The organism is Bacillus sp. FSL M8-0063, assembly GCF_038005545.1.
GTDB classification, from domain to species: Bacteria; Bacillota; Bacilli; order Bacillales; family Bacillaceae_G; genus Bacillus_A; species Bacillus_A wiedmannii.
Map to the genome: position 1 here is coordinate 1,646,892 of NZ_JBBOTJ010000001.1, position 16,758 is coordinate 1,663,649.

General features: G+C 35.2%; 18 protein-coding genes and 2 pseudogenes. 16 read left to right on the plus strand and 4 right to left on the minus strand.

Annotation, left to right across the window (positions count from 1 at the left end; translation table 11 throughout):
* Nucleotides 1-50: 50 nt before the first annotated feature.
* The gene (gene csaA, locus MKX31_RS08325) at nt 51-380 is read left to right on the plus strand and encodes a chaperone CsaA (protein WP_064474175.1); all 330 of its coding nucleotides are present in this window, start codon (nt 51-53) and stop codon (nt 378-380) included.
* Nucleotides 381-398: 18 nt separating this feature from the next.
* Nucleotides 399-926 (plus strand): DUF1572 domain-containing protein, encoded by a 528-nt coding sequence (locus tag MKX31_RS08330; RefSeq protein WP_064474174.1) that lies wholly within the window; start codon nt 399-401, stop codon nt 924-926.
* Here the strand turns inward: MKX31_RS08330 and MKX31_RS08335 are convergent.
* Nucleotides 899-1,204, minus strand: coding sequence for a permease (locus MKX31_RS08335; RefSeq protein WP_141669099.1), 306 nt, complete (start codon nt 1,202-1,204; stop codon nt 899-901). The two genes, MKX31_RS08330 and MKX31_RS08335, sit on opposite strands and share 28 nt — an antisense overlap.
* A gap of 4 nt (nt 1,205-1,208) precedes the next feature.
* A complete protein-coding gene (locus tag MKX31_RS08340) occupies nt 1,209-1,505 on the minus strand; it encodes a hypothetical protein (RefSeq protein ID WP_064474173.1) in 297 nt (98 codons plus the stop codon).
* Nucleotides 1,506-1,594: 89 nt separating this feature from the next.
* On the opposite strand from MKX31_RS08340, the gene spoIIP reads away from it, so the two are divergent.
* From spoIIP to MKX31_RS08365, 5 genes are all read left to right on the plus strand, one after another.
* Nucleotides 1,595-2,749, plus strand: a complete 1,155-nt coding sequence (gene spoIIP, locus MKX31_RS08345; RefSeq protein WP_098102950.1) for a stage II sporulation protein SpoIIP — start codon at nt 1,595-1,597, stop codon at nt 2,747-2,749.
* Nucleotides 2,750-2,975: 226 nt separating this feature from the next.
* Nucleotides 2,976-3,473, plus strand: a complete 498-nt coding sequence (locus MKX31_RS08350) for a GNAT family N-acetyltransferase (RefSeq protein WP_142315068.1) — start codon at nt 2,976-2,978, stop codon at nt 3,471-3,473.
* Between the two features lie 11 nt (nt 3,474-3,484).
* The gene (locus MKX31_RS08355) at nt 3,485-4,225 is read left to right on the plus strand and encodes a M15 family metallopeptidase (protein WP_064474170.1); all 741 of its coding nucleotides are present in this window, start codon (nt 3,485-3,487) and stop codon (nt 4,223-4,225) included.
* A gap of 23 nt (nt 4,226-4,248) precedes the next feature.
* Nucleotides 4,249-4,695 (plus strand): NUDIX hydrolase, encoded by a 447-nt coding sequence (locus tag MKX31_RS08360; protein WP_064474169.1) that lies wholly within the window; start codon nt 4,249-4,251, stop codon nt 4,693-4,695.
* A 186-nt stretch (nt 4,696-4,881) separates the two neighbouring features.
* The gene (locus MKX31_RS08365; RefSeq protein ID WP_340980560.1) at nt 4,882-6,357 is read left to right on the plus strand and encodes an amidase family protein; all 1,476 of its coding nucleotides are present in this window, start codon (nt 4,882-4,884) and stop codon (nt 6,355-6,357) included.
* Between the two features lie 45 nt (nt 6,358-6,402).
* On the opposite strand, the gene MKX31_RS08370 is transcribed toward MKX31_RS08365, so the two are convergent.
* Complete coding sequence (locus tag MKX31_RS08370; protein ID WP_064474167.1) at nt 6,403-7,620, minus strand: MFS transporter; 1,218 nt, start codon at nt 7,618-7,620, stop codon at nt 6,403-6,405.
* A gap of 276 nt (nt 7,621-7,896) precedes the next feature.
* Between MKX31_RS08370 and MKX31_RS08375 the strand changes: the two genes are divergently transcribed.
* The 8 genes and pseudogenes from MKX31_RS08375 to MKX31_RS08410 all read left to right on the plus strand — a co-directional run bounded on the left by MKX31_RS08375 (nt 7,897) and on the right by MKX31_RS08410 (nt 14,917).
* A complete protein-coding gene (locus MKX31_RS08375) occupies nt 7,897-8,325 on the plus strand; it encodes an NfeD family protein (protein WP_064474166.1) in 429 nt (142 codons plus the stop codon).
* 2 nt (nt 8,326-8,327) lie between these two features.
* A complete protein-coding gene (locus tag MKX31_RS08380; RefSeq protein ID WP_000257391.1) occupies nt 8,328-9,299 on the plus strand; it encodes an SPFH domain-containing protein in 972 nt (323 codons plus the stop codon).
* A gap of 234 nt (nt 9,300-9,533) precedes the next feature.
* A pseudogene (locus MKX31_RS08385) lies at nt 9,534-9,656 on the plus strand (histidine phosphatase family protein); the annotation flags it as partial.
* A gap of 640 nt (nt 9,657-10,296) precedes the next feature.
* Entirely contained in the window at nt 10,297-11,427 is a 1,131-nt protein-coding gene (locus MKX31_RS08390) for an RNA-guided endonuclease InsQ/TnpB family protein (protein WP_340980564.1), read from the plus strand.
* A gap of 141 nt (nt 11,428-11,568) precedes the next feature.
* A pseudogene (locus MKX31_RS08395) lies at nt 11,569-12,069 on the plus strand (histidine phosphatase family protein); the annotation flags it as partial.
* A gap of 6 nt (nt 12,070-12,075) precedes the next feature.
* Nucleotides 12,076-12,858, plus strand: coding sequence for a Cof-type HAD-IIB family hydrolase (locus MKX31_RS08400; RefSeq protein ID WP_103654985.1), 783 nt, complete (start codon nt 12,076-12,078; stop codon nt 12,856-12,858).
* Between the two features lie 142 nt (nt 12,859-13,000).
* Complete coding sequence (locus MKX31_RS08405; RefSeq protein ID WP_064474002.1) at nt 13,001-13,546, plus strand: MarR family winged helix-turn-helix transcriptional regulator; 546 nt, start codon at nt 13,001-13,003, stop codon at nt 13,544-13,546.
* Nucleotides 13,547-13,717: 171 nt separating this feature from the next.
* Nucleotides 13,718-14,917, plus strand: coding sequence for an MFS transporter (locus tag MKX31_RS08410; RefSeq protein WP_142387345.1), 1,200 nt, complete (start codon nt 13,718-13,720; stop codon nt 14,915-14,917).
* Nucleotides 14,918-14,941: 24 nt separating this feature from the next.
* On the opposite strand, the gene MKX31_RS08415 is transcribed toward MKX31_RS08410, so the two are convergent.
* Nucleotides 14,942-15,403 (minus strand): DinB family protein, encoded by a 462-nt coding sequence (locus tag MKX31_RS08415; protein ID WP_064474001.1) that lies wholly within the window; start codon nt 15,401-15,403, stop codon nt 14,942-14,944.
* A gap of 171 nt (nt 15,404-15,574) precedes the next feature.
* Here MKX31_RS08415 and alr point away from each other — a divergent pair, with 171 nt between their 5' ends.
* Nucleotides 15,575-16,750, plus strand: a complete 1,176-nt coding sequence (alr, locus tag MKX31_RS08420; RefSeq protein WP_103655013.1) for an alanine racemase — start codon at nt 15,575-15,577, stop codon at nt 16,748-16,750.
* The last annotated feature ends 8 nt before the right edge of the window (nt 16,751-16,758 follow it).

Consider the following 16,758-nt stretch of genomic DNA (forward strand, 5'->3'; position numbering starts at 1 on the left):
AAAGGGAATTTTTGTGTTTTGTCTAAGTAATAATTGGGAGGAATGATAAAATGGCTAATTTTGAAGATTTTTTAGCTTTGGATTTACGAATTGGAACTGTAACACATGCAGAGGAATTTAAAGAAGCGAGAGTTCCGGCAATTAAACTTGAAATTGATTTTGGAGAGCTTGGAATTAAGCAGTCAAGTGCTCAAATTACGAAGAGATATAATCCAGAAGATTTAATTGGTCAGCAAATCGTTGCGATTGTAAACTTTCCACCGAAGCGCGTGGCTGGATTTAAATCAGAAGTACTTGTTTTAGGCGGAGTACCTGAAGCTGGTGATGTCGTATTACTTCAGCCTAATATGGAATTACCAAATGGAACAAAAATTAGTTAGTGTAAAGGCGGGGGTAACATGGATATTCGACGAGAATATTTACAATGTGCCATATCGAATTTTGAAGCAACAAAGAAACAAGGGGAACGGGTGCTTTCTCAATTATCATATGAACAGATCGAATGGTCTTCTCATGAAGCAACAAATAGTATATCGGTTATTATAAAGCATCTGCAAGGTAATATGCGTTCTAGATGGACGGATTTTTTAACATCTGATGGTGAAAAAATAGATCGTAACCGAGATGCTGAATTTGAAGGTGGTTATCATTCTAAGGAAGAGGTTCTAGCAGCATGGAATGGCGGATGGGAATATGTTTTGAAAACGATGCATGTGCTAACGCCAGAAGATTTATTACAGACGGTATATATTCGTGGTGAAGCACATACGGTCATGCAAGCAATTGAAAGACAAATTTCTCATTATGCTTTGCATATAGGACAAATTATTTACATTGGTAAAATGTTAAAAGAAAACGAGTGGGAATGTTTAAGTATTCCTAGAGGACAGTCTGCACGTTATGTAGAGAAAAAACGTTCAACATAATAATAGGAAAGAAAACGATATAAAATGGGAAATAAGAAAACCACCCAAATAATAGATGGTTCTGTAATCATAAGCATGCTGCCAAAAATAAGTCCATATATAATAAGAAAGAAATTAAAAAGCGTATTTACGGGGATAAATCGTGAGATGAATACTTGCTGTCGTTTAAAGCAATCACTGTGAAATAAATAAAAGCGGAAGTACGATGTGGCAGTAATAAGATCTTTCTTTCGCGCAATTCTTTTTTTGCATGTATGACAGATGAATGGTGGTTGCATTTCATTACGCTCCATTTTTTATTTTCGTAATAATGTAAGACAAGATTAAGTGCAAGGAGTATATTCCTATATACGCTCCTGATATAAGAAAAAATGGGTTTAGTAAAATTCCATGAATGCTTGTCATAAAAACTAAATCTTGTATTAAAACGTCATATATATTAATAGAAATAATTGTACCGAGTACATAAAGTGCTACATAAGCTGAAATATGTAACGCAACACGGATTGTAGGATGCTTAGTAAGCCAATAAAAAATAAATGATAGTACAATGGGTAATGTTCCTATTAGTAGCTTCAATTCATTTCACCTCATTAACAATATAGCCGGAATTTAGACGGTCTATTCTCTAGAGCTTGTACATAACTTGAAATAGAGAGGGTGATAGTATGAATCGAGGCTTTTTTTATGTGAAGTTCACAAGTGTACGTAAGTTAGTTTTATTTATTATTACTACAGTACTAGCGACTTTTTTTCTTATTAGTATGATGGTAACCTCTATGAAAGAGACAAAGTCAACGTATTTATATAATTGGTTAAATGAGTTATCGATGAATGGTTACATGTACGTTCTTGGGAAAGAGAATCATTATTTTACACAGGAGTATCGAAATTTAAATCAAGATTTTTCAATTTCTTCGTTTCTCTTTTCTATGGCTACGAATATTCGTTTTAACGATGTACGCAGTTTTGTCGGCAAAGAGTTACCTGGTTTTGGAAAGTACGATACAGAAATTGTTATTGCGGGTGAAGGGACAAATTATTCTAACTTACCGATAGAGTCGAGCGTTCCGCTTGAAGAAGTGGTAAAAGAACGGACTGGTGAAGGTGGACAGGCTCAAAAGCCGGATACAAACAAAGAGAAAAAGCAACCGGCTCAAACGACAGGAAAAAGACAAGTTGCGCTTATTTATCATTCGCATAGTTGGGAATCTTATTTGCCGTTACTAAATTTAGCAAACGATCCAAATCCGAATAAAGCAACAAGTTCCGTTACGAATATTTCAATAGTCGGCGATCGATTTCGTGAACAATTAGAAAGTGAAGGGATAGGAGCTACTAATGACAAGACTGATGTCGGCCAAAAGTTGATTAGTAAAGGGTTAAATAGTAATAGTTCTTACAAAGTGTCACGGGAAATTGTACAAGAAGCAATGACAGGCAATAAAGAACTGCAGTACTTCTTTGACTTGCATCGTGATAGTGCTCGGAAAAATGTCACGACAAAAGCAATTGGAGATAAATCATATGCAAAGCTTGCTTTCGTAATAGGGAAAGGCAATAAAAATTATGAAAAGAACTTAAAATTAGCAACAGCTCTTCATGAGGAAATTAATAAGAAATATCCAGGAATGAGTCGTGGTGTCATTCAAAAAGGATTCCAAACAGGAAATGGTGTCTACAATCAAGACTTATCAGGGCAAGCGATATTAATTGAAGTTGGTGGCGTAGATAATACAGAGGAAGAACTAAATCGATCAATTGATGTACTTGCTAAAGCGTTTGGTGAATATTTCTGGCAGGCAGAAAAGGTGAATGGATAAAATGAAACATAAATTAGTGGGAGAGTCTGAAAAAACGTGAGTGTAAATCTTGCGTTTTTTCTTTGTAATGATGAGGTGTCACAGAATAGACAAAATTTGCCGTTGTTATGGTAATATCGAAATTTGTCAAATAATACTGGGAGATTTACAAAGGGATTTTCGGAAAATTAGAGAAAATCTTTTTACAAGGAAAACTTTTTATTATAAAACTGGTAGGGTGATAGAAGTGATTAGGGAGATCAAAATAGAAGATGCAGCACCATTTTTGCAATTAAGTAAGCAACTAGATGAAGAAACGAAATTTATGTTATATGAACCAGGAGAAAGAAAATTTACAGTCGAGCAACAAGAACAAATGATTCATCGCTTTATAGAAAATGAATATGCAACAATATTCGTAGCAGTTGAAGAAGAACGTGTAGTAGGGTTTATTTTAGTGAATGGAAATCATATTCAAAGAAAGAGACATGTAGCAAGTATTGTAATTGGTATTTTGCAAGAGTATAGCGGGCGAGGTATTGGGACGAGATTGTTTAAAGATGCTGAGAAGTGGGCAAGATTACATGATGTATGGCGTTTAGAATTAACGGTAATGGCCCACAATACAAGAGCTCAGGCACTATATAAAAAAGCTGGATTTGAGAAAGAAGGTGTCAAAAGAGCTGCTCTTATTATCGATGGAGAGAACATCGATGAGTATGAAATGGCCAAATTATTAAAATAAGAGGTCGTTATATGAAAAAAAGATGGACACTACTTGGTATCGTAGCGATGATACTCATTGTTGGAGTAGCAGGAATCAATTATAAAATGTATAAGGATAAGCAGGCTCGAGAGGTAAATGTGAATAACATATTTCCGAAAGCGAAAGAAACGATTGCGAATATGGATGGTGATATTGCGGTAATTAGTAATCCGAATTCGATGCTTGTACTTGTGAATAAAAGTAGACGCTTACCAGATGGATATAGACCGCCAGATTTAGTTATTCCGAAAGTGCGCTATTCTAGTGAAGGTGATCAAGAAAAGAAAAAAATGAGAAAAGAGGCAGCGAGTGCGTTAGAGGAAATGTTTCAGCAAGCTGATCAGGAGCGCATTTTCTTGTTTGCAGTCTCTGGATTTAGATCTTTTGATCGACAAAAAGCATTAAATACGATGTATAAAAAGCAAGATGGAGAAGCAAAAACAGCGATGTCTAGCGCGGTTCCTGGTACGAGTGAACATCAAACAGGGCTTGCTATGGATATTACATCTCAAGCTGCTAAGTTTCAGTTAGAGACAATTTTTGGTGAAACGAAAGAAGGGCAGTGGCTGTCTGAAAATGCCCATAAATTTGGCTTTGTAATTCGATATTCAAAAGAGAAAGAATCGCTTACGGGCTATCGATATGAACCATGGCACGTAAGGTATGTGGGGAACCCACAAGCTACATATTTATATGAAAATCAACTGACACTTGAAGAAGTAACGCAGTGAACAATTGAGGGGAGAGAAGGATTATGACGGTGCTATATAAGAAAAAAGTACACGCATATGTGACAAGAGAAAAAGAAGGAGTAATGCAACTGCTTGTTTTTAAACATCGTGATATACCTGAAGCTGGTATACAAGTACCAGGGGGAACAGTTGACGAAGGGGAAACGTTAGAAGCAGCAATTTTACGTGAAGTACAAGAAGAGTCTGGATTACGTCATTTATGCATAGAAAGATTCCTAGCCGATTACATCATACTTGTGAAAGAGAAAAAGGAATATCAAAAGCGGCATTTTTTCCACGTAACGTTACTAACAGATGTAAAAGATGATTGGGAACATATTGTAAGTGCCGGTGAGGAAGATCAAGGATTAGCATTTTGCTACGAATGGATTAATATTGCAAAATGCCCTGCATTAGCTGGGAAACAAGGTGAGTTTTTACATTTGTTAGATGAGGTATATGTAAAGTAATAAAAGAGTCTGAAGCGGAAATCCAATCGTTTCAGACTCTTTTTATTTTTCAGGAAATAAAAGGTTTTTACATTGGTAAGTTGAATTCTTTGAAAGGGATTGTAGTTGTATATGCGAGGAGCGGAGAAAATGAAAAAGTAATAGATACACGTTATCAATAAAAGCTTTTAAAGAAGGAGAATGAAGATGGAGATTCAGTTCAATGCACGATTACAAAAAGAATTAACAATTCATGATATACAAGTAGCGATGAAAGCTGGGCAATTAACTTCAAAAGAATTAGTTATGTATTATCTTCATAGAATCGCGAAATATGATCAAGAAGGACCAAAAATCAATTCTATTTTAGAAATCAATCCAGACGCTATCTTTATTGCAGAAGCGTTAGATTATGAAAGAAAGACAAAAGGTGGACGGGGACCATTACATGGTATACCTGTTTTACTTAAGGACAATATTGAAACGAATGACTCTATGCATACCAGTGCAGGTACGATTGCCTTGGAACAAAATATTAGTAGTGAAGATGCATTTCTTGTTACGAAACTACGAGAAGCAGGAGCAGTGATAATAGGAAAAACAAATATGACAGAATTAGCAAATGGAATGTCTTTTGACATGTGGGCTGGATATAGTGCAAGAGGTGGACAAACAATAAACCCTTACGGTACAGGTGAGGATGATATGTTTGTTGGAGGCTCAAGTACAGGATCTGCGATAGCAGTTGCTGCTAATTTTACAGTAGTATCTGTTGGAACGGAAACAGATGGTTCTATATTGAGTCCAGCTGTTCAAAACTCTGTAGTCGGTATTAAACCGACTGTTGGTCTAATTAGTCGTAGGGGAATTATTCCGCTTACTTATTCACAGGATACAGCGGGACCATTTGCTAGAACGGTAACAGATGCTTCTATTTTGCTAGGGAGTTTAACTGGGGTAGATGAGAAGGATGTAGCTACTCATAAAAGTGAAGGTATGGCAGAGCAGGATTATACAAAATATCTTGATGTTAATGGCTTACATGGCGCAAAGATTGGTGTATTTAGCAATGCACCTAAAGGTTATTATGAAACTGGTGAGTATGATAAAAAATTGTTTAAGGAAACGATTGAAGTGTTGCGTAGTGGGGGTGCGACAGTAGTAGAGGATATTAATATTCCGTCTTTTCATAGAGAATGGAGCTGGGGTGTATCGCTCTATGAATTAAAGCATAGTTTAGATAACTATCTTTCAAAATTACCTTCTACTATTCCAGTGCATTCTATTTCAGAGTTAATGGAGTTTAATGAAAATATAGCAGAAAGAGCTTTGAAATATGGACAAACTAAGTTGGAGAGAAGAAAAGATGTTCCTAATACGTTAAGAAATCCAGAATATTTAAATGCAAGATTAGAAGATATATATTTTTCTCAAGAACAAGGCATTGATTTTGCACTGGAAAAATATAATCTGGATGCGATTCTGTTCCCTTCTTATATAGGCTCCACTATATGTGCGAAAGCAGGTTATCCGTCTATAGCAATACCTGCGGGATATATGGATAATGGGAGACCGTTTGGAATTACTCTTGCAAGCAATGCTTTTTCTGAGGGGACCTTGATTAAACTAGCATACGCTTTTGAACAAGCGACAAAGCATCGGAAAATCCCTAACTTATCATGAATAAAATAAATAGGACAGGAATTCCTGTCCTATTTATTTTGTTCATTAAAGTGAAATATCTTTTTTCTCTGTTTTATCATATTTTAATAAGTTAAATGATAAACAAGCAGAGCACAATATAAGGAAAGAAGCGAGAATATAAATAGTACGAACACCGAACAGGTCGGTAATAATTCCAACGCTAAGCATAGAAAGACCAGAAGCTGTCGAGAGGATTGCACCATGAGCTGTATACATTTTTGATAATAAAGTAGGGGCTACACTAGATTGTAGTACTGTCGTTTGAGAAATATCTCTAATTTGATAACATGGCCCCATTAGAACGCATAGAAAAAGCGCAATAAACCCGCTACTTGTCATACCATATAAAAATGTAAGAATACTAAACATAAGAGAGCCTATCGCCATGGAGCGTATTAAATTGTTTTGAATGTATGTACTCATTTTCCATGCTAATATCCCGCCAATTAACGTCCCTACATAATAACTTGTATTAATATATCCCCACCATTCTTCTCCTTTATGAAGAACAGTCGTTACATAAGCCATTGTAATAGCACCGATCCAGATTGTCCCTGCGAAAGTTTCAATTAAGTCCATACATGTAACGATACGGAGAGACGGGTTTTGAAATAAGAGTCTCCAACCTTCCAATAAAGCAGCGCCTTTTGAAGAAGAAGGCTCTATTACTCGTTCAGTATGTATGGAACGTAATGAAAGGTGTAGTGCAACACACCCAAAAATCATCAAAATGTTATTCATCATGAGTGTAGAAGTAGCATCGATAAGAAGAACTATAACACTTGTAAATGAATAAGCAGCGGCTTGCGCAATTTGTGTGGAAAAGGAAAAAATACTATTTACTTTTACTAATTGTTCTTTTCGTGTAAGGCGAGGAAGGATACCGTATAATAACGGTGCGCTCCAGCCGCTACATAAAGAAATGAAAAAAATGAAAATGAATAGTGTTACAACGTTTGAGGAAAGGGCCGGGAATAATATCATTAATAAAAATAATAGAACAGTTTTTGTCCATTGTAGTGTGAAAAGTAATGAATAAGATGAAAAACGATTCATTATAAGTGGTGCAGATGTATTTGCTATAAGATTAGTTATGACTTGTGCTAATGGAAAAAGAGCGGTTAATGTAGCTGATTTCGTTGTGATATACATATGAGTTGTAATAATCATGATGTATACGATGTCAGCGAGAGTAATGCATATTTTAGAGCCTAAATAGTAAGTTAATGAACGACTTTGCAACAAGCACACCACTTTCCTAAAAAATAATATTTTAGTAGTTAAAATAATTATAAATTGAAAATTAAATTTTCGAAAGAATTTCATTTTTTTGTCGCTTTTTGAAAGGGATTTTCATATATAATGAAGAATATATTAATATAGTATTTTATTGATGCTTTTTATAACAGTGAATATGTACAATAGCTTGTAGTAAATGCCCCGGTATAAGAAAGGGCGGATAAACCATTCTTTTCTTCATATACATATAGAAAATGAGAAAGAAAGTGAGGGTTGCATATGGCTGCTTGGGTAATTTGGTTTGTAATAGCTGGTATTTTATTTATTGCGGAAATGTTGTCGATTACGTTTTACATGCTTTGGCTTGGAATTGGAGCTGTTGTCGGAGGTCTAATTGCCTTGTTTGCTCCTGAAGCACTACTGTTACAAGTTGTTGCTGGTGCGATTGTAAGTTTAACATTGACTTTCTTTACGAAAAGAATTTCAAAAAACTTTCGAGAAGCAAAAGGTTTTACTGATACAGTAGATATGCTTGTCGGTAAAAAAGGCATTGTTATGCAAGCGATTACAAAAGAAGCGAATGGTATTGTGAAGGTGGATGGAGATATTTGGACAGCTATTGCAGATGATCCAATTGATGCTGGAGAAAAAGTTATTGTTATAAAGAGGCATAGTACTATATTACAAGTAAAGAAGGAGAGTGAATAAATATGGCAGTAGCATTAACATTAACGATTATTTTCGCACTAATTGTTGTTACATTTATTGCATTAACAATTAAAATTATTCCACAGCAAAAAGTTGGAGTCGTTGAAAGATTTGGTAAGTTTCAGCGTATTATGGAGCCGGGATTAAATTTATTAATACCAATTGTAGACCGTGTTCGTGTATATCATGACTTACGTATTCAACAAACGAATGTACCACCACAGAAGGTAATTACGAAAGATAATGTACAAGTAGAAATTGATACAATCATTTTCTATCAAATTGTGGAACCAGAACTTGCGACATATGGTATTTCGAATTATGAATATGGTGTTCGTAATATTACTTCTGCAACGATGCGTCAAATCATTGGTAAAATGGAACTGGATGAAACGTTATCTGGTCGTGAAAAAATTTCAACAGAAATTCGCTTAGCACTTGATGAAGCAACAGAAAAATGGGGCGTTCGCATTGAGCGTGTTGAAGTTGTTGATATTAATCCGCCAAAAGATGTGCAAGCATCGATGGAAAAACAAATGAAAGCAGAACGTAATAAACGTGCGATCATTTTAGAAGCTGAAGCTGCAAAACAAGATAAAGTCCTTCGTGCTGAAGGTGAAAAGCAAAGTAAAATCTTAATGGCTGAAGGGGATAAAGAAGCACGTATTCGAGAAGCTGAAGGTATAAAGGAAGCAAAAGAACTAGAAGCGCAAGGGGAAGCAAGAGCGATTGAGGAAATTGCAAAAGCAGAACAAAATCGAATTGAATTACTTCGTGCAGCAGATTTAGATGAACGCGTACTTGCCTATAAATCATTTGAATCATTGATTGAGGTTGCAAAAGGTCCAGCAAATAAAGTCTTTATTCCGTCTAATGCAATTGAAACACTTGGTACTCTCGGGGCAATTGGAGAAATCTTTAAAGAAAAACAAGCGAAGAAATTGCCTTCTTCCGATACACCAAAAGAACAATAAGAGTGAAAAAGAGAAATGGGATGCCATTTCTCTTTTTATTTTTGAGTAGGATAAAAAATATTAGTCCTTTGCCATTATGGATAGGGCTTTTTTGTTTGTCACTTTTCAAAGAATTATAAGTTTAGAGTGTTTGGAATTGTTAAGTGGAATAACACGTTTACTAGACGGTTAAAAAACTGTCAAAGTAATATATTTTTGTTAAAGAAAATTTAAAATATGATATAATGGGATTTTGTGGATATTAAACAAGGGAGTGGGAAACAAGTGCAAATATTATTAATACGTCACGGTGAATCCGAAGCAGATATTTTACATGTACATGAAGGACGAGCTGACTTTGAATTAACAGAAAAGGGTAACTAACTGTTACGATTTATTTAACCAATTATAACGAAAGTTAATTAAATATATCAGTAAGCCCTGCTAGTCAAGTGATTGGCTAGTAGTGAGGGTTAACTGCGGGCAATCCCTAAAGCTGATTGAACTACAACGTGGCTAGAAATAGCGAGCGTGAATGTCGCGAAAGCAGAAAAAATCAATCAGATCGTGCAAGGTTAAATCCTAAACACTAGAACAATGGGTCTTCCGCCTCGAATCATCTAAGTCAAAATGGATAAGAGGAACGTTCAACGACTATCTCGTATAACTGACGAGAGTACATCACAAGCCTATGGTGATGGAAAAATCCTCTATCTTTAAGTAGATAAACATATAGTCTGCGCTCATGTGAAAACATGAGAAGTTCATAAGAGAACTGGCTAAGGAATTGCGCCCTTAGTTGAACAAGATAAATTTTATTGAATCTATCAAACTTTATTGAAAACACCGAACATACGCGCTATGTTAGGTTCAATGAGGTGAGAATAATAATGAAATTTTCACGAGTTAGTCAAGTATCAGAATTAACAGGTTTGCATCCGAGTAGTCTAAGGAGAATGCTGGTGGAACACGCTACTATTCAGAAGAACAAATCTTTCATTAAAGGAGTTAAATTCTGATGATATTGGCGAAGAAAGTCAGACTAATTCCAACGCCTGAACAAGAAAAAGTGCTTAGAAACCATGCTGGTGCTGCAAGATTCGCTTATAACTATTGTAAAAGAATGAGTGATAGATATTATAAGCTATTTGGAAAATCTGTTTCACAGTTAGCTTTACAGAAACGATTTACAAGGATCAAGAAGCGAAAGAGATATGAGTGGTTAAAAGACATCAATGCACAAGTTCCTAAACAGGCTTCAAAAGATTTTGATACGGCGAGAAAAAATTCGTTCAAAAAGTACAAAAATGGTTCTCACACTTCTTATAAATCTAAAAAAGATTTAATCCAAGGATTTTATGCCAATTATGAAAGACTGGTTATAGGAAAGAAAGTAGTTCATATTCAGTCTATTGGAAAAGTGAAAACAAGCCAACAACTACCAAGAAACAAAAAACCATCCAATCCAAGAGTTACCTTTGATGGTCGTCACTGGTGGATTAGTGTAGGATTCCAAGAAGACTTTGAATTACAAGAACTAACCGATGAGTCGATTGGTGTGGATGTTGGTTTAAAAGAGCTGTGTGTAGCTTCTAATGGTACGAAAGAACGAAATATAAATAAAGATGCTAAGGTTAAAAAACTTTTGAAAAGGAAAAAGTTAGCACAAAGAGATATGTCTAGGAGATTTAAAAAAGGTGTAAAAATTCAATCTGCCGGATATGAAAAAGCGAAAGCTGAGCACCTGCGGTTATCTAGGAAAATTACGAATATCCGAAATAACCATATCCATCAAGCAACAGCAAAATTGGTGAAAACCAAACCAATGAGGATTGTTGTGGAAGACTTACCTATCTCAAACCTGTTAAAAAACAAAAAACTATCGAAAGCATTTTCACTTCAAAAATTAAACTTCTTCTTTCAATGTTTGTCATACAAGTGCGAGAAGTATGGCATTGAGTATGTAAAAGCTGATAAATGGTTCGCCTCAAGCAAGATTTGTTCATGTTGCGGAGTAAAATACGACCATTCAGTTCAACCAGAAGGACAGTGGAGTTTAAAAATACGTGAGTGGTGTTGTGTTGGGTGCAATAGCCACCACGATAGAGATTTAAATGCTTCGATAAATTTATCAAGATGGGTAAAATAAATGCTTGATAATAGGAGGTAACGATACTGCCTCGTGTGGAGTGTTATACCCCTCGTCCCTTCGGGGTTGCGAGAACACGATGAAGCACTAACTCGTGTAAATTTGATTGAATTGTATAGATTTAGTTAAGTTTATCGTATCGGAAGACAGCAAGTGCAAAGGCTTGTAAAGAAAGTGAAAGCAGATTTTCCACCAGATTTCATTTGGGCAAGTACATTAAAGCGTGCTCGTGAAACTGGTGAAACGTTAGCTGAAGGAATTGGATGCCCAATTCAACTAGAAGAGGAATTAATGGAGTTTAATAACGGAGTGCAAGCAGGCTTATCTTTTGAAGAAGCAAAGAAATATCCAGAGCCAAAGTTTCTTCATGACCGTTTTGAAAATGGGGAATCATTTATTGAATTTAGAATGAGAATAGAAGGAATCTTTTCTAAAATCGTGACAGAGAATACATATGACCGAATTGCAATCGTTGCACACGGTGGTGTAATAAATAGTCTATTACGTGCGTTTTTCAAAATGCCAATTTCAATGGATTATTATTTTAGAATGGGAGATACGGGAATAAGTTTAATTGAAATTGATGGGGAACAAAAAACGGTACATTTTATTAATGATACGAATCATTTGAACGGGGTGTAAAGACCTATGTACAAAGTAGTGTTCTTTGATGTTGACGGTACACTTTTAAGTGAGATTGACAGAAGTATGCACGAAAGTACAAAAGAAGCAATACAAAGATTAATAGATAAAGGGATTCACGTAGTTGTTACAACAGGGAGACCATATAGCTTATGTTCGCAATTTAAGGAACTAGGCATAAATACGTTTATTTCTGCAAATGGTGCACATATTAAGTGTGAGGAAACAGTTATACATAAATCAGTACTTTCCAGTGAAATCGTTCATGATATCTCAGAGTTTGCAGAATTAAATGGTCACGGCGTTTCTTATTTTACTGAGGGTTTTACAATGAACGGAATAGCCTCAGATAATGAGCGTGTAATGCAAGCGCTTAGCGAGACGTTAAATTTAGGGGAGTACCCTGAAAAAAGCAAGGATTTGTCTGAAGAGATCTATTGTTTATGTCTGTATGCGGATGAAATAGAATCTCAAAAATTTATTGAAAAATACCCAATGCTTACATTCGACCGTTTTCATGGTTATGTCATAAATGTATTGGAAGATAATAAAGTATCGAAGCTCACCGCAATTCAAAAAGTATTGGATCACTTAAACATTTGTAAATCAGAAGCAATTGCTTTTGGTGATGGTGGAAACGATATTGAGATGTTGCAATATGTAGGATTAGGAATTGCGATGGGGAATGGCGGAGAAGTACTAAAAACAAAAGCTGATTTCGTTACAAAGAAGGCGAGTGAAGGTGGTATTTCCTTTGCCTTAAAGGAGTTTCGTATTATTGAAAAATAATAGCTAGTCAGTTTGAAAAATCCTGTTTTCATGACAGGATTTTTTGTTTAACAATATTCTTGCAATAAAAGTAAAAATGTGAGTATAATGAAAAAGTAGTTAGGTAAGCTAATTAATTTAAGGGAAAGGAGAGTGAAGATAAATGGGTTCAAAAAATGATTCTCTTCCTTTAGGGATTGGGCCGTATACAGAGTTAATAAAAAAGACAGCATCAGCGGATACGGATCCAATCGCAGCAAAACTTGGTTTGTTAATGTTATGGACGTCTGATAATGTTCTTGATGCTGTTGATGTAGATTTAGCTCCGCTTGGTATATCGGAAAGTAAATTAGATTTTTTACTGTTGTTTATTTTGCGTGAAATGGAATCAAATGGGGAAGAAGTGAATATGAGTCCTTCTGATATTGCGAGTCGATTAGGGATAACACGTGCTTCTGTCACTGGCTTATTAGATTGGATGGAGAAACGAGAGTTAATCGTAAGATTCCATCATTCTGAAGATCGAAGAAGATTAAAAGTGAAAATTACTCCGAAAGGAAAAGAACTAGTTACGCACTCTTTACCAACTTTTTGGTTATCTTGCGCTTCATTAGTTGATGACTTTAATCAAGAAGAGCGTCAAGTTTTAGAGAAGCTATTAAATAAAATGCAAGTAAATATGCAGGTGAAATTAGGAGAAGGTAGGTAAATAAGTTGATTATAAGGGTCAACTTATTTATTTGGGAATATAATTAGTATACCTTATTATATGTTTAGCTAACTTTAGAGGCAATCATACTTTTTACGATGTAATTAAAATAAGTAAGCGTACTTTAGAGGTTTTAAATAGAAAAAATCGTAATAAGGGAGTGATATTATGATGGCAATAGGAAAGAAAATAAATAGTGAAAAGAATTACACAATAATGACCGTTGTATTATGTTGGTCGGGTATGGTAGTTATGTCTAGCTTATATGTAACAATCCCTTTAATTGCACTATTTTCAGACCTTTTTAATGTTTCACTAGCGCAATCTGCAGCTACAGGCAGTATATTTTCTGTTGGCTTTGCTATAGGTTGCTTGTTATTTGGGGCAATCTCTGATAAATATGGGCGAAAAAAAGTGATCTTCATTGGATTACTTGCTCTGTCGATTATTTCGTTTTCCTTAGGGTTTGTGGATAGTATATTGTGGCTTGTTATTTTTAGGGGCTTACAGGGTATTGCAGCATCTACATTTTCTCCGGTAGCGTTAGCTTACGTTGTAGAAATATTTCCAGTAGAAAAAAAGGTTACAACAATAGGATTTGTTAGTACCGGTTTTTTAGTAGCTGGAATTGTAGGTCAGGTAATAAGTACGGTTGTTAGTCAACATTTTGGATGGCATATGGTGTTCTTTCTTCTTAGCGTTCTCTACATGATTACTGCTGTATGGGTTCATTTTTCACTTCCGAAAGGGGGAATATCTCAATCCTATACTGATATTTTGGGACCGATTAAACAGATGGGTAAAGTATTTACACATAAAAGCTTAGTATTGAGCTATATGATTGCGTTTGTTTTATTGATGGCTTTTGTTAATATGTATACTGTTTTAGGGAATTATTTGAGCTCTTCTACTTACAATTTAACTGCAGAACAAATCCTTTATTTTCGCTTAGCGGGGCTATTTGGTATGATGATGTCACCGATTGCGGGTCGTTTAACAAAGAGGTTCGAAGTAAGGAAAGTTCTTCAAGGTGGATTGTTGGTCGCTATTTTTAGTCTAAGTGCAATGGGCTTTGTTTCGTATTTGCCTTTTCTTGTCATAATGAGTGTTTGTTTTGTAATAGGTATTGCTATATCCGTTCCGTCTTTAGTTGCTCTTGTCGGCCAATTGGGAGGGAAAGCAAGGGGAATAGCAGTTTCTATCTATACCTTTGTTTTATTTTTAGGTACTAGTATAGGACCCCTCATTTCTATTTATCTTATGAAAATAGGAAGTTATACTCAAACGTTTATTTTATTAGGAATGTTACTTTTTATTGGATTTATTGCTTCTCTATTTATTAATAATGAACGTGTATTTGATGATATGTAAATTGGATAATGAATGAGTGGAAAATCACTCAAATAAAGGAATGCGAGGATCTTTCATATGCTCGCACAATAAAATATGAACTTGCCCACGATGATGATAAAAATGTGAGAGAATTTCAAGTAACCATTCAAACCGAGAATAAGAAACACCCCAATAGGCAGTCATAACTTCTGCTAATTCTTCTTGGGAATAGGATAAAAAAGTTTTAGAAAGTAAATCGTAGCCCTGTATCATCGTTTGTTGCATTTGCGTAATTGTTTCGGGTGTTTGTTCTTTATAGAAAGTATGTAGTTGTTTTTCTGTAATACCATTTAAAATGAGTAAATCTGCATGGCAAATAAGAGAAAGATGTGCACACATTTCAAATACAGATCGCTTTGCGTGAATGGGTTGTATTTTTAAACTATCTTCATTATATTGGTTAAGCATTTGAATAGAAGTATCAACAGCAACTTGTAGTTGATGCAAGGCAGATTGTACAAACATTGTAATTCTCCTCTTCTCCGTATATAATAGTTTCTTAAGAGTATTATATCATACTCAAAATTCCGAAAATTCTAGTAGTTTGACTAGCATATTGAAAAGTATTATATTGTAAAAGGTCATATGAAACGTGAAATAGAATGGAATGCAATTATTGAGTTAGGAGTTAGACCAATGAGTTTGAAATATGGAAGAGATACAATTATTGAAATTGACTTAAATGCAGTAAAACATAATGTAAAAGAATTTAAAAAGCGTGTGAATGATGAAAATATTGCAATGATGGCTGCTGTAAAAGCAAATGGGTATGGCCACGGGGCGGTTGAAGTTGCGAAAGCTGCTATTGAAGTAGGAATAAATCAGCTTGCAGTTGCATTTGTAGATGAAGCGATAGAGTTAAGAGAAGCAGGAATTAACGTGCCGATTTTAATTTTAGGTTATACATCAGTAGCAGCGGCGGAAGAGGCAATTCAATATGACGTTATGATGACTGTTTATAGAAGTGAAGATTTACAAGGTATAAATGAAATCGCAAACCGTCTTCAAAAGAAAGCGCAAATTCAGGTGAAAATTGATACAGGAATGAGTCGTATCGGTTTACAAGAAGAAGAGGTTAAACCATTTTTAGAAGAATTAAACCGTATGGAGTATGTAGAGGTAGTAGGAATGTTTACACATTACTCTACGGCAGATGAAATTGATAAATCATATACGAATATGCAAACAAGTTTATTTGAGAAAGCTGTCAATGCAGCAAAAGAATTAGGAATTCATATTCCATATATTCATAGTTCAAATAGTGCAGGTTCAATGGAGCTTAGCAATACATTTCAAAATATGGTCCGTGTAGGTATTGGAATATATGGAATGTATCCTTCAAAAGAGGTAGATCATGCAGTCGTTTCTTTACAGCCTGCGTTGTCGTTAAAATCAAAAGTAGCTCATATTAAACATGCGAAGAAGAATCGCGGTGTAAGTTATGGGAATACGTACGTAACGACTGGTGAAGAATGGATTGCAACTGTACCGATTGGTTATGCTGATGGCTATAATCGTCAGTTATCTAATAAAGGGTATGCATTAATAAATGGAGTTCGAGTACCTGTTATTGGCCGTGTTTGTATGGATCAGCTCATGTTAGACGTTTCAAAAGCAATGCCAGTACAAGTTGGGGATAAAGTAGTATTCTACGGTAAACAAGGTGAAGAAGAAATTGCGGTAGAAGAAGTAGCGGATATGTTAGGTACAATTAACTATGAAGTTACATGTATGTTAGACAGAAGAATCCCGCGTGTTTATAAAGAGAATAATGAAACGGCTGCTGTCGTAAATATACTAAGAAAAAACTGAATCGTTAT

Excerpts from the sequence above, each read along its gene's own strand:
- csaA (WP_064474175.1), top strand. The coding sequence starts at position 51 with ATGGCTAATTTTGAAGATTTTTTAGCTTTGGATTTACGAATTGGAACT.
- MKX31_RS08330 (WP_064474174.1), top strand. The coding sequence starts at position 399 with ATGGATATTCGACGAGAATATTTACAATGTGCCATATCGAATTTTGAA.
- MKX31_RS08335 (WP_141669099.1), bottom strand. The coding sequence starts at position 1,204 with ATGCAACCACCATTCATCTGTCATACATGCAAAAAAAGAATTGCGCGA.
- spoIIP (WP_098102950.1), top strand. The coding sequence starts at position 1,595 with ATGAATCGAGGCTTTTTTTATGTGAAGTTCACAAGTGTACGTAAGTTA.
- MKX31_RS08355 (WP_064474170.1), top strand. The coding sequence starts at position 3,485 with ATGAAAAAAAGATGGACACTACTTGGTATCGTAGCGATGATACTCATT.
- MKX31_RS08360 (WP_064474169.1), top strand. The coding sequence starts at position 4,249 with ATGACGGTGCTATATAAGAAAAAAGTACACGCATATGTGACAAGAGAA.
- MKX31_RS08365 (WP_340980560.1), top strand. The coding sequence starts at position 4,882 with ATGGAGATTCAGTTCAATGCACGATTACAAAAAGAATTAACAATTCAT.
- MKX31_RS08375 (WP_064474166.1), top strand. The coding sequence starts at position 7,897 with ATGGCTGCTTGGGTAATTTGGTTTGTAATAGCTGGTATTTTATTTATT.
- MKX31_RS08380 (WP_000257391.1), top strand. The coding sequence starts at position 8,328 with ATGGCAGTAGCATTAACATTAACGATTATTTTCGCACTAATTGTTGTT.
- MKX31_RS08390 (WP_340980564.1), top strand. The coding sequence starts at position 10,297 with ATGATATTGGCGAAGAAAGTCAGACTAATTCCAACGCCTGAACAAGAA.
- MKX31_RS08400 (WP_103654985.1), top strand. The coding sequence starts at position 12,076 with ATGTACAAAGTAGTGTTCTTTGATGTTGACGGTACACTTTTAAGTGAG.
- MKX31_RS08405 (WP_064474002.1), top strand. The coding sequence starts at position 13,001 with ATGGGTTCAAAAAATGATTCTCTTCCTTTAGGGATTGGGCCGTATACA.
- MKX31_RS08410 (WP_142387345.1), top strand. The coding sequence starts at position 13,718 with ATGGCAATAGGAAAGAAAATAAATAGTGAAAAGAATTACACAATAATG.
- MKX31_RS08415 (WP_064474001.1), bottom strand. The coding sequence starts at position 15,403 with ATGTTTGTACAATCTGCCTTGCATCAACTACAAGTTGCTGTTGATACT.
- alr (WP_103655013.1), top strand. The coding sequence starts at position 15,575 with ATGAGTTTGAAATATGGAAGAGATACAATTATTGAAATTGACTTAAAT.